This window comes from Microbacterium sp. (assembly GCF_035277845.1).
Taxonomy (GTDB): domain Bacteria; phylum Actinomycetota; class Actinomycetes; order Actinomycetales; family Microbacteriaceae; genus Microbacterium.
Map to the genome: position 1 here is coordinate 1 of NZ_DATEJS010000346.1, position 12,093 is coordinate 12,093.

Genomic DNA, 12,093 nt, shown 5'->3' on the forward strand with positions numbered 1-12,093 from the left:
GCCCCCGCGAGAAGGGCCGCCGCCTCTGCCACGAGCGCCGCATCCGCGGGCCTGGATCCGGGGTGCGGCCGCGCGTCGCGGTCGGCGTGCGGCACGTCGGCCGCCCCTTCGAGCACGTCGAGCGGGACCTCGATGTGCACCGGGCGCGGGCGCCCGGTGCGGAACAGCTCGAACGCGTCGTGCACCGCCTCCACGGCCTCCGCGGCGGTCGCCACCCGCCGGCTCCACTCCACGATCGCCCCGGATGCCGCGACGGCATCCTTCGTCTCGTGCAGCGTGCCGACGTCGGCGAACTCGGCGCCGAGCGCCACGCCGGGCGACAGCAGGATGAGCGGCCGCGACTCGCAGTACGCGGTGCCGGCCGCCGACAGGGCGTTCAGCAGCCCCGGGCCCGAGGTGGTGATGACGACGCCCGGCATCCCGGTGCGCTGCGCCCAGCCGTCGGCGGCGTATCCGGCGCCCTGCTCGTGCCGCGAGGTCACGGCGCGCATGCCGAGGCGCGGCAGGTGCCGGTAGAACTCGAGGTTGTGCGTGCCCGGGATGCCGAACACCGTGTCGACCCCGTAGCCGCGCAGGGTCTGCAGCACGGCGAGTCCCGCGTTGTCGACCGCGACGCCGGCGGCGGTCGCGGCATCCGTCTCGAGCGTGTCGACCGCGTCGAGGGAGCCGATGACGGTCATGCGGTCACCGCCTCGCGGGCGCCGATGTGCCGGACGGTGCCGTCGATCCAGGTCTGCAGCACGGGGATCCGCCCGATCTCGTCGGCAGGGACCTCGTCGAGGTCGGCGGCGAGCACGGCGAAGTCGGCGCGCTTGCCGAGCTGCAGGCTGCCGAGGTCGTCCTCGCGGCCGATCGACCGGGCCGCCTCGATGGTGTGGCCGCGCAGCGCCGTGGCGGTGTCGATGACGAGGTCGTCCGCGCCGAGCTTGTGACCGCGCCGCGTGACCCGGGTGACCGACGCCTGGATGGCCTCGAGCGGCCGGGGCTCGGCCACGGGGGCATCCGACGAGATCGTCACGGGCACGCCGGCGCGCACGAACTCGCCGAGCGGGTTGAAGCGCTCGCCCGGGGTGCCGATGGCCTGCTCGACGCCCTCGCCCCAGTTGTAGTAGTGCTGCGGCTGGTTGACGGGCCGGATGCCGGCATCCGCCATCCGCGCGATCTGCTCGGGGGTGGGCAGGCCGCAGTGCTCGATGCGGTGCCGGGCGTCCGGGCGCGGGTCGGCGGCCTGCGCCGCCTCGATCGCCGAGACGACCATCTCGATCGCGGTCGGCGACTGGGCGTGGGTGGCGGTCTGCAGCCCGGCCGCATGCGCCTTGGCGATGAGCTTCCGGTACTCGGCGGGCTCGTGGTACAGCTGGCCGGTGCGGCACGGGTCGCCGACGTAGCCGTCGGGGAAGTAGGCGGTCCAGCCGCCGAGCGTGCCGTCGGCGTACAGCTTGATGCCCGCGAAGCTCAGCCGGGCGTTGCCGAACTGGCCGCGCAGCCCCATGTCGAGGGCGTCGTCGAGCAGGTGCGAGAGCAGGTACATCGACACGCGCACGTGCAGGCCCGCCCTCTCGGACAGGCGCAGGTAGGTGTCGAACTCGCGGCTCGAGACCTGGCAGTCGCCGATCGCGGTGACGCCGCCCGCGAGGAAGTTGCGCTGCGCCGCCTCGAGCTGGCGCACGTGCTCCTCGGGAGCGTCGCCGAGGTGGAAGTTGGGACCGTGGTGGCCGATCTTCACGCCGCGCACGCCGGTGAGGATGTTGCACGCGGCATCCGACAGCTCGCCGGTGAGCTCGCCGTCGGCATCCCGGAAGAACTCGCCGCCCTGCGGGTCGGGGGTGTCCCGCGTCACGCCGTAGGTCGCCAGCGTGAAGCTGTTGACGACGCCGCCGTGTCCCGACGCGTTCATCAGGTACACCTCGCGGTCGGTCGCGACCTCGTCGAGCTCGAACCGGGTGGGATGCCGCTGCTCGGCGAGGTTGCGCTGCTCGTATCCGTAGCCGCGTACCGGCAGACCGGCCGGGGTGCGCTCGGCGGCCGCACGAAGCAGCGCGACGATCTCGGGGATGCTGCCCGCCCGCTGCGGTCCGCAGTCGACCCAGCTCATCATCTGGCCGAGCATCAGCGGGTGCGCGTGCGCGTCGATGAAGCCGGGCACGACCACAGCGTCGCCGAGATCCACGAGCTCGGGCTCGCCCGCCGTGTACCGCCGGGCGGCCGTGCGGCACTCCTCGAGGGTGCCGGTCGCGGCGACGAGGCCGTTGACGACGAGCATCGCGCTCGCGACGGTGTCGGCGTCGTCGAGGGTGCGGATGCGGCGGGCGACGATGATCTTCGCGCCCTGCTCCTCGAGCGGTCGATCGGGGAGGGACAGCTTGCGCATGGAATCGCTTTCGTATCAGGGGGTGGGCAGGGTCACGGCCGGGCGGTTCACCGGCGTGCGCGGGGCGCCGTCGGCGAACACCGCGACGACGTTCTGCGCCTGGCGGGTCGCGTACTCGCGGCCGGTGCGCGAGGAGAGGTAGGCCACGTGCGGTGTGAGCACGACGTGCGGGTGGGTGCGGAACGGATGGTCGGATGCCGCCGGCTCGACGGCCAGCACGTCGAGGCCGGCCCCGGCGACGTGCCCGGAGTCGAGGGCGGCGAGCAGGGCGTCCTCGTCGACGAGCCCGCCGCGGCTGACGTTGACGAGCACGGCGCCCTCGGGCAGGGCGGCGAGCACGTCGGCGTCGACCAGTCCGGCGGTCTCGTCGGTGAGCGGCACGTGCAGCGACAGCACGTCGGAGGCGGCGATCAGCTCGTCGAGGCCGACGCGGCGGATGCCGGCATCCGCCAGCATCCTCCGGGTGTTCTCGTCGTCGGGCAGCATCGGGTCGGTGCCGAGCACCTCGCCGAACAGCGGCGCCGCGAACTCGGCGAAGCGGCGCCCGATGCGGCCGAGGCCGAGCACCCCGACGGTGCACTCGGTGGTCACCTTCGGGGCGTGCTCGTGGTTCCAGCCGCCCTCGCGGGTGGTCCGGGCGGCACGGTCGATCGAGCGGGCGGCGAGCGCGAGCCCGAGGGCGTGCGCGGCGACCTCGTCGGTGGCGGCGCCGAGGATGTTGGACACCCAGACGCCGGCCGCGGTGGCCGCCGGCACGTCGACGTTGTCGTAGCCCATCGACAGCAGCGCGATGATGCGCAGCCGCGGCATCCGCTCGATCATCTCGGCGGTGATCGGGGCGTAGCCCACGAGGAGGGCCTCGGCATCCTGTGCGGCCTCGACGATCCGGTCGGCGTCGCGCGTCTCCAGCCGGACGACGCGGAAGCCGGCGGCCTCGAGGATCTCGATGCCCGGGGCCGGGTCGATGCCCTCGGTGTCGGTGAAGACGGCGAGCGGTCGCGGGTCAGTGGACATGGCTGAGGAACCTCTTCGTGCGCTCGTGCTGCGGGTTGTCGAAGAACTCGTCGGGGGCGGCCTGCTCGACAAGCACGCCTGAGTCGAACAGCGACACCTCGTCGGCGGCGCGGCGGGCGAAGCGCACCTCGTGGGTGACGACGATCATCGTCATGCCCTCCGCGGCGAGCTGCTCCATCACGTCGAGCACCTCTCCGACGAGCTCCGGGTCCAGGGCCGAGGTGGGCTCGTCGAAGAGCATCACCTGCGGGTTGAGCACCAGGGCCCGGGCGATCGCGACGCGCTGCTGCTGTCCGCCGGAGAGCTCCGACGGGAAGTGACCGGCCCGCTCGCCGAGTCCGACGCGCTCGAGCATCGTGTAGGCGCGCTCCTTGGCCTGCGCCTTGTCGGCCTTCTGCACGTCCATGAGCGCGAGGGCGACGTTGTCGAGGGCGTTCATGTGCGGGAACAGGTTGAACCGCTGGAACACCATGCCGATGTCGCGCCGCTCCACGGCGAGCTTGCGCTCGTGATGGTGACGGGGCTTGTCGGCCGGACCGGTCGAGCCGATGCGGGTGCCGCCGAGCAGCACCTCGCCGCGGTCGGCGGGCTCGAGCAGCGCCATGAGCCGCAGCATCGTCGACTTGCCCGAGCCGCTCGGGCCGAGCACGGCCTTGACCTCGCCGCGGTGGATCTCGAACTCGACGCCCTTGAGCACCTCGAGTCCCTCGTAGCTCTTGTGCAGCCCCTTCACCTGCAGGGTGGGGGTGGCTGTGGCGGTTGCGGCGCTCATGCCTTCACTTCCTCTCGTTCGCCGCGGGCGCGGCCCACCGCGATGACCTGCGTCTCGGTCGCGGTGGTGCGCAGCAGGAGCTTGCGCGCACCGCGCGAGCTCCACGCGAAGCGCTTCTCGATGCGGCCCTGGATGAGCGTGATGATCGTGACGATGACGAGGTAGTAGATGATCGCCACCGCGTAGTACTCGGCGTACCGGAACGTGGTGTTGACCCCCACCTGCGCGGTGGTCAGCAGCTCCTGCAACGAGATGACGGATGCCAGCGACGAGTACTTGACCAGGCCGATGAACTCGTTGCCGGTCGGCGGCAGCGCCGTGCGGATGGCCTGCGGCAGGATGACCTTGCGCATGACCGAGCCCGGCGTCATCCCGAGCGCCCGCCCGGCGAGGCCCTGGCCGTCGTCGACGCTGGTCAGCGCGGAGCGGATGATCTCGGCCATGAACGCCGCCTCGACGATGCCGAGACCGACGGATGCCGCGATGAACGGCGTGTACCAGTCGGCCTTGAAGACCGGGATCAGCTGCGGCAGCGCGTTCCACATGATCAGCAGCACCAGCAGTGCCGGGATCGCGCGGAACAGCCAGATGTAGGTGGCGGACCCGCCTCGGCCCCACCGGTTGCCCGAGGTGCGGCCGAGGGCGAGGAAGAACCCGAGCACCACCGCGATGATCAGCGCGACGGCCGCCACCCCGATCGACAGCAGGGCGCCCCAGAGGTATTGGAGGTTGGTGAGCTGCTGCCAGAAGATGTGCGGATCGAAACCCATGACGTCTGTCCCTGTTCGTTGTCGGCGACCGGGCCGCGCTCAGTTGTAGACGTCGAGCGTGGCGGGGTCGAGCTTGTACTGCTCGGCGAGCTTCTTGAGGGTGCCGTCGGTGTAGAGCGCCTTCAGGCCTGCGGCGACGGGGGCGGTGAGCTTGGAGCCCTTCGCGGTGAACACGCCGAACGTGGTCTCGGCCGGGAAGACGTTCTTCGCGACGGCGAGCTTGCCCTCGTTCTGCGAGGCGATGTAGGCCGCGCCCACGTTGGTCTCGACGAGCACGTCGGCCTTGCCGTTGAGCACCGCGAGCACGGTCTGCGCGGTCTGCGGGTAGTTGCTCTGCTGGATCGCCTTCTTGCCGTCGGCGACGCACTTCTTCGAGACGTCGGCGACGTCGGTGGAGTTCGCGGATGCCGACTGGGTGACCACGCGCAGGCCGCAGAGGTCTTCGGGGGTGGAGAGCTTGGCAGCGAAGTCGGGCGCCGCGACGGCGACGGGGCCGGCCTTCATGTCCGGTGCGGAGTCGGAGATCGCCTTGCGCGCGTCGCTCTGGTACAGGCCGCTCCATACGATGTCGCAGCGACCCGCGTTCAGCGCCGGCATCAGACCGTCGAACGAGGTGGCCACGAGCTTGGGGGTGACGCCCCACTTCGCGGCGAGCGCGCGCACGCCGTCGGCGTCGAAGCCGACGATGTCGCCCGACGAGCCGTTCTTGTAGTACTCGAGCGGGGCGTACTCCGGGTCGATGCACGCGGTGAGGGTGCCGGAGGTCATGAGACCGGCCGGGGCCTTGGAGTTGGACGCGGGGGTGGAGGCGGAGGAGCCGCCGGAGCAGGCGCTCAGGGTGAGCACCGCCGCTGCGGCGACCGCCGCAAGACCGAGGACACGCAGATTCATGGTTCTTCTCCAATGAAGAGTCGGGTTGCCGTGTGATGACGATGATGCACGCCCCGAGCGACCCTGTCAATACAATTTTGCAGTTTTCATCTACTTGCAACGTGCGAGCGGCATTCCATGTCGACTCTTGGCGACGTGTCAGTCATGCGCGAGCGGCGAGATTGCAAAGTTGTATCGACTCTGCGCCCGAATGCGCTACGGTTGACCCGTGGACGAGATCACCGAGGGCGCGATCGCACTGCTGCGGCGCGACGGACGCACCTCGTTCAGCGATCTCGCCCGTCAGCTGGGCACCACGCGGGCCAACATCACCCGCCGCATCGCCCCGATGCTCGACGACGGATCGCTGCGCGTGATCGCGGCCGTGCATCCGCGCCTGCTGGGGCTCGATGTGCTCGCGCACCTGATGGTGCGCGCCGAAGGCGACATCAAGGCCCTCGCGCAGCGCATCGCGCAGATCGAGGCGACGGTGTTCATCTCCGAGATCACCGGGCCCATGCAGCTGGTCATCGAGCTGCACACCACGTCCCTCAGCGAGCTGCAGACCGCCGTCCGCGCGGTGCGCGCGATGCCCGGTGTCCACGAGGTCGCCGTGATGCTCTACGAGCGGATGCTGCGCAGCTTCTTCCTCGGCGAGGAGCCCCGCCTCATCCCGCACTCCCTCGACGAGGTCGACCTGCAGATCATGGAGCTGCTGCAGGACGACGGCCGGCTGGGCTACGCCGAGCTGAGCGAGCAGGTGGGACTCTCCATCAGCGGATGCCGCATCCGCGTGACCCGGCTCATCGAGGCGGGCGCCATGCAGATCGGGGCGGTGGTGCGGCGCGAGAAGGCGGATGCCGAGGGGCTCGCGTTCGGTTTCGGCATCGTGCTGGACGGCGACGACGCCGACGCACTCGAGCTGCTGCTGGCCGAGCCCGCGCTGGAGTTCCTGGCGCGCGGCGTCGGCCGCTACGACATGGTCGCGACGATCACGTTCCCCGGCCTGGCCGAGTTCACCGACCTGCTGGGTCGCCTGCGCACCACGGCCGGCATCCGCCAGGTCGACCAGTGGATGCATGCCCGCATCCACCAGGAGCGCTACCAGAACAGCCTGAACCGCATCCGCGCCGCCCGCGACGCCGGCTGAACCGGGACGGGCTGAACCGGGGTCGCGGTCAGGCGGCGAGGCCGCCGAGCCAGAGCCCGAGCGCGGCGGCCAGCAGGGAGCCGGCCAGCATCCCGAACGCGTTCAGCGCGGAGGCCCGCCACCGCCCCTCCTGGGCGAGGCGCACGGTCTCCAGGCTCGCGGTGGAGAACGTCGTGTACCCGCCGAGGAATCCCGTGCCGAGGATCAGCCGCCACTCCGCGGGCAGGGTGTGCGCGGTCGCCAGGCCGGTCACGAGGCCCAGCAGGAACGATCCCGTCACATTGATGAGCGTGGTGCCGACGGGGTACGCCAGCCGCACGCGCGCCTTGACGAAGCCGTCGACGACGAAGCGGCATCCGGCCCCGACCCCGCCCGCGAGCGACATCGCGAGCACCACCCACAGCGCCGCCATCAGCGCACCCCCGCCCGCCGACGGGCGAGCGCCGCCCCGACCGCGACGCCGGCGACGGATGCCGCGGCCCCGACGATCACGGTCGCGAGGCCGTACAGCGCGCTCGCGCCGAACTGCGAGGTCAGCAGCAGTCCGTCGGTGTCCACCGCGAACGTGCTGTAGGTGGTGTAGCCGCCGAGCACGCCGGTGCCGACGAGCAGACGTGCGATGCGCCGCCCGCCCTGGTCGGGGCCGCCGCGGGTCAGCGCCTCGAGCAGCCAGCCCAGCACGAACGCGCCGGTCACGTTGATGACGAAGACACCGAGCGGCATCCCGCGCCAGGCCGGCACGACGAGGGCGAGCAGATAGCGCAGCAGCGTGCCGACCGCCCCGCCGGCCACGACCAGCCCGATCGCCCCCCAGCGCAGATGCAGCGGCCTGGACGGGCCGCTCACGCGTCGGCACCCGGATGCGTGCCGCCGAGCGGCACCACGAGCACCGGCCGGTGCTGCCGGTGCGCGAGGTGCGTCGCGATCGAGCCCTGGAAGAACTCGCGCAGGCCGCCGCGCGCCCCGGGTTCGTGCGTGCCGACCACGATGAGCCGGGCATCCAGCACGTTCGCCAGGTGGGCGAGGGCGTGGGCGGGGTCTCCGGCGAGCTCGCGCCCGGACCACGTCACGTCACCGAGGCCGGCGCCCTGCAGCACCGTGCCGATGCGCGCGGTGAGCTCCTCCGGGAAGACGGCGTCGGGCTGCTCGGGCAGATCGGGGTCGAAGGGACGCGAGTGCACCGTGCCGTCCGGGTCCTCCGAGATCGCGTACTGCGACCGGTCGACGTGCCCGCACACCAGCTCCGCGCCGAGATCGCGGGCGATGCGCGCCGCCTCGACCAGCACCAGCGGAGGCATCCGGTCCTCGACCCCGACCACGATCACTGCGCTCATCGCCACTCCTCCGCTCAGTCTGCCAGATGCGCCGCGCCCGGGCGGCCGGTCACGCCAGCGGCTCGGCCTCGACGACGGGACGCCCGGCGCGCGCCTCCGACCGCACGGCACCGATCGAGGCGGCGATCACGAGCACCATGCCGGCGATCTCCAGCCACGTCAGCGACTGGTGCAGCAGCACGAACCCGGCCAGCGACGCGGTCGCCGGCGAGATCGCCATGAAGATCGCGAACACCGCCGCCGGCACCCGCCGCAGCGCGATGAGCTCGAACGTGTACGGGATCGTGCTGGACAGGACGGCGACGCCCAGCGCCTGGGCCAGGAGCACCGGCTGCAGCAGCGCCGGTCCGGCCTGCCAGATGCCGAGCGGCAGCGACAGCACGGCGCCGAGCGCCATCGCGAAGGCGAGCCCGTCGAGCTGCGGGAACTCGCGCCCCACGCGCGCCGAGGACAGGATGTACCAGGCCCATGCGGCCGCGGCGCCGAGGATGAACACCACGCCGAGCGGGTCGAGCCGGTTCCATCCCCCGCCGCCGAGCGCGGCGACGCCGGCGAGCGCCAGCACCGCCCACAGCCACGCGGACGCCCGGCGGGCGGCGACGATCGACAGCACGAGCGGCCCGAGCACCTCGATCGTGACGGCGACGCCGAGCGGCAGCCGCTGCAGCGCGAAGTAGAACAGCGAGTTCATGCACACGAGCGCGAAGGCGAAGCGGACCACCGCGAGCCACGCCCGCCGACTGTGCCCGCGCAGCGACGGCCGGGCGACGACCAGCAGGATGACCGCCGAGAAGACGAGCCGCAGCATCGTCATGCCCGCGGGCCCGACGCGCGGGAAGAGCGTGACGGCGAGGGATGCCCCGACCTCCTGCACCAGCATCCCGGCCACGACGAGCACGATCGCCGGGGCGGGGGTGCGCCGGCTCACGGCGCGCACGGTCACGATCCGCAGATCGGGTGTGCGGTGACCTTCGCGGCGTACGTCGCGGCCGTCCACGGCAGCCCGGCGGCCGGCGCGGTCTCACCGGCGGTGGCGGGCGCCTTCGAGGCGAGCGCCGCGAGCTCCCACGCGAGCGAGAGGATCGGGGTGCGGTCCGCCGTGGAGTTGTTCAGCACCACGGCGACCGTGAGCCCGCTGGTGGGCTCCGAGAAGGCCGCCGTCAGGTAGCCGGGCATCTTGCCGTACTGCCCGATGAGCGTGCCCGCCTTGACCGCCCCGCCGGCGGCCGTGAACCACACCGGGCTCGACGTGCTGACGGCGAGCGCGTTCTCGAACCGGCTCTTGTCGGGCACGAGTCCCCCGGTCGCGAGGGCGCGCACGTAGGTGCTGAGGTCGGTGATGTCGGTGACCACGCCGGAGTCGGTCGAGCCGAAGCTGGCCGACATCGTGGTGATGTCGGTGGGGGCCTTGCACTGCAGGTTCCCCTTCGCGTCCTGCCGCACGACGTAGCCGGGCAGCGCGGTGGAGTCGCCGACCACCGGCTCGTTCGGGGCATCCCCCGGCAGGGCCGTGCTGGTGAGCCCCAGCGGCCGGAACACCTGGTTGGCGAGGATCTGCGCCGGCGTCTGGCCGGTGGCCTTCTGCAGCGCCTGACCGAGCAGCACGTAACCGGCATCCGACGCCCTGTACGCGTCGCCGGGCGAGACGCCGTCGGGGGTGGCGCCGAGTCCGTACGCGATGAGCTCGTTCGGATCCCACGCACGCCCCGGGTTGTCGAGCTCGTCGGAGGCGAGCTGTCCGCCGTACGAGCCGATGCCCGACGTGCTGTCGCACAGGTCGCCCAGGGTGGCGTCCTTCAGCGACTGGATGCCGTCCATGTAGTCGGCGATGCTGTCGGTCAGCTTCACCTTGCCCGCGGCGGCGACCCGGTACAGGGCGTCGCACGTCATGGCGCGGGTGATCTGCCCGGCGCGGAAGGTCATGTCGGTCGTCACCGGGGTCTTGCCGCCTGGAGACGTGACGCCGAGGGCCGCCGTCCAGGTGCCCGCCCAGGGAGCGGTGACGGTGACGATCGCGCCCGACGAGTCGGTCGCCTTCATGGCCTCGGTGACCGCGGTGCGCAGCTGCTTCTGCAGAGCCGCCGGAAGATCGGCCGTGGTGGGCGGGGTCGGCACGGCGACCGGATCGCCGGACGCGGCGCTGCATCCGGCGAGCGCGATGCCGGCGACGAGGATGGATGCCACGGCCACGGCGAAGCGGCTGATGCGTCGCGCCCTGTCCACCACCGGCATCCTCCCCCTGATGACGTCTCCGATCATTCAAACACAGTGCATCGTGCCGGACGCCGGTATGACCGGGCTGAACGCGTGCGGGCGGGTCAGGATCCCGGCGCCGCGGGCGCGGCCGGCGGGCGCTGCGCGCCGGACATGAACCGGCGCACGTCGGGGTCGACCTGGATGTCGCGGGGGCGCAGCGGGCGGGACAGGTAGAGCCCCTCGAGCGAGGTGAGCCGCGACAGCGCGACGTAGGTCTGCCCGGGGGCGAAGGCTCCGGAGCCGAGGTCGATGACCGCGCGGTCGTACGTCTTGCCCTGCGACTTGTGGATCGTCACCGCCCACGCGAGCCGCAGCGGGAACTGCGTGAACTCGGCGACGATGTCGCGGCTCAGGGTCTTCGAGCCCGGGTCGTACGCGTACCGGATGCGCTCCCATACCGCGGGCTCGACCTCGTGCTCCTCGCCGTCGACGTCGACCAGCACGCTGCCGCCGGCGATGCGCGTGACGGTGCCGATCGTGCCGTTCACCCAGCGCGGCCCCTCGCCGAACCCGGCGCCGGTGTCGTTGCGCAGGAACATCACCTGCGCCCCGGTCTTCAGCTGCAGCTCGGAGTCGGCGGGATAGTTCGCCTCGCCCCGGCCGAAGTCGCCGGTGATCTCGGCGCGGGCCGTCAGCGCGCGGCCGGGCAGCGCGTCGAGGTGGCGCTTGTTGATCGAGTTGACGATGTCGTTGCGGGTCGCGAGCGTGATGATGGGCGGCTCGTCGGGTCCCGCGTCGGGCGGGCGCCGGGCGCCCGTGTCGTTGAGCACCTTCGCGATGTCGGCGGTGACCCGCCCGTAGCGCACCGCGTTGAGCATCGCCTTGAACGCGTCGTCGGACTGCCGGTGGATGTCGCGCAGCTCGCGGATGTGCAGGTCCGCGCCGTGCTCGCCGATGTCGAGGATGCCGTCGCCGGCCGGCTTGCCGGTCCACACGTGCGCGTCGAAGAACCAGAACGAGCGGTAGTGGTCCTGCACGTACCGGGCCTCGTCGCCCCGCGGCGGCACCGGAGCGAGCTGGTACGGGTCGCCGAACATCACGACCTGCACGCCGCCGAACGACTCGCCGCGCCGGCCGCGCGCCTTGCGCAGCGACCGGTCGATGGCATCCATGAGGTCCGCGGAGACCATCGAGATCTCGTCGATGACCAGGGTGTCGATCGCGTTCAGCACCTTGCGGGTGGCATCCGACTGCTCGATCTCGCCGTTCGCGATGAGTCCGATCGGCAGCCGGAACAGCGAGTGGATCGTCTGGCCCTCGACGTTGAGCGCCGCGACGCCGGTGGGCGCGCAGACGGCGATCTGCTTCTCGGTGTGGTACGCGAGGTGGTTCAGCAGCGTCGATTTGCCGGTGCCGGCGCGCCCGGTCACGAAGACGTGCTCGCGGGTCCCCTCGATGAGCTCGAAGACCTCGCGCTGCTCGGCGGACAGCTCGGGCCGGGAGAGGGCGGAGGGGGACATCCTGTCCATGCTAGGCCGGGATGCCGCCCCCGCGCCCCTCTCCACAGCCCGTCACCCGGCCCGTCCCCGGGCCCGTCCCGCGCGCCCGCCCCCGCG

At 72.0% G+C, this 12,093-nt stretch carries 13 protein-coding genes; 1 reads left to right on the plus strand and 12 read right to left on the minus strand.

What is annotated here, in order from left to right:
- The 6 genes from VJR25_RS15260 to VJR25_RS15285 all read right to left on the minus strand — a co-directional run.
- The coding region (locus VJR25_RS15260) for a thiamine pyrophosphate-binding protein (RefSeq protein ID WP_324116551.1) at positions 1–680 on the minus strand (680 nt) is incomplete at its 3' end.
- On the minus strand, positions 677–2,371 hold the full coding sequence (locus VJR25_RS15265) for an amidohydrolase (protein ID WP_324116553.1): 1,695 nt from the start codon (positions 2,369–2,371) through the stop codon (positions 677–679). The genes VJR25_RS15260 and VJR25_RS15265, both read right to left, overlap by 4 nt.
- A gap of 15 nt (positions 2,372–2,386) precedes the next feature.
- Complete coding sequence (locus VJR25_RS15270) at positions 2,387–3,385, minus strand: C-terminal binding protein (RefSeq protein ID WP_324116555.1); 999 nt, start codon at positions 3,383–3,385, stop codon at positions 2,387–2,389.
- Entirely contained in the window at positions 3,375–4,157 is a 783-nt protein-coding gene (locus VJR25_RS15275) for an amino acid ABC transporter ATP-binding protein (RefSeq protein WP_324116557.1), read from the minus strand. The genes VJR25_RS15270 and VJR25_RS15275 overlap by 11 nt, the downstream gene beginning before the upstream one ends.
- Positions 4,154–4,927 (minus strand): amino acid ABC transporter permease, encoded by a 774-nt coding sequence (locus VJR25_RS15280; RefSeq protein ID WP_324116559.1) that lies wholly within the window; start codon positions 4,925–4,927, stop codon positions 4,154–4,156. The genes VJR25_RS15275 and VJR25_RS15280 overlap by 4 nt, the downstream gene beginning before the upstream one ends.
- Positions 4,928–4,966: 39 nt before the next feature.
- Positions 4,967–5,818: a transporter substrate-binding domain-containing protein gene (locus VJR25_RS15285; protein ID WP_324116562.1), complete on the minus strand. Its 852-nt coding sequence runs from the start codon at positions 5,816–5,818 to the stop codon at positions 4,967–4,969.
- Between the two features lie 208 nt (positions 5,819–6,026).
- Between VJR25_RS15285 and VJR25_RS15290 the strand changes: the two genes are divergently transcribed.
- Positions 6,027–6,947, plus strand: a complete 921-nt coding sequence (locus tag VJR25_RS15290; protein WP_324116564.1) for an Lrp/AsnC family transcriptional regulator — start codon at positions 6,027–6,029, stop codon at positions 6,945–6,947.
- 28 nt (positions 6,948–6,975) lie between these two features.
- Here VJR25_RS15290 and crcB read toward each other — a convergent pair whose 3' ends face one another.
- From crcB to VJR25_RS15320, 6 genes are all read right to left on the minus strand, one after another.
- Positions 6,976–7,359: a fluoride efflux transporter CrcB gene (gene crcB / locus VJR25_RS15295; RefSeq protein WP_324116566.1), complete on the minus strand. Its 384-nt coding sequence runs from the start codon at positions 7,357–7,359 to the stop codon at positions 6,976–6,978.
- A complete protein-coding gene (locus tag VJR25_RS15300; protein ID WP_324116568.1) occupies positions 7,359–7,793 on the minus strand; it encodes a CrcB family protein in 435 nt (144 codons plus the stop codon). The genes crcB and VJR25_RS15300 overlap by 1 nt, the downstream gene beginning before the upstream one ends.
- The gene (locus VJR25_RS15305) at positions 7,790–8,281 is read right to left on the minus strand and encodes a universal stress protein (RefSeq protein WP_324116570.1); all 492 of its coding nucleotides are present in this window, start codon (positions 8,279–8,281) and stop codon (positions 7,790–7,792) included. The genes VJR25_RS15300 and VJR25_RS15305 overlap by 4 nt, the downstream gene beginning before the upstream one ends.
- Positions 8,282–8,330: 49 nt before the next feature.
- Complete coding sequence (locus tag VJR25_RS15310) at positions 8,331–9,161, minus strand: EamA family transporter (RefSeq protein WP_324116576.1); 831 nt, start codon at positions 9,159–9,161, stop codon at positions 8,331–8,333.
- Positions 9,162–9,220: 59 nt separating this feature from the next.
- Entirely contained in the window at positions 9,221–10,504 is a 1,284-nt protein-coding gene (locus tag VJR25_RS15315) for a serine hydrolase domain-containing protein (protein WP_324116572.1), read from the minus strand.
- A gap of 95 nt (positions 10,505–10,599) precedes the next feature.
- Complete coding sequence (locus VJR25_RS15320) at positions 10,600–11,997, minus strand: ATP-dependent DNA helicase (RefSeq protein ID WP_324116574.1); 1,398 nt, start codon at positions 11,995–11,997, stop codon at positions 10,600–10,602.
- Positions 11,998–12,093 lie beyond the last annotated feature (96 nt).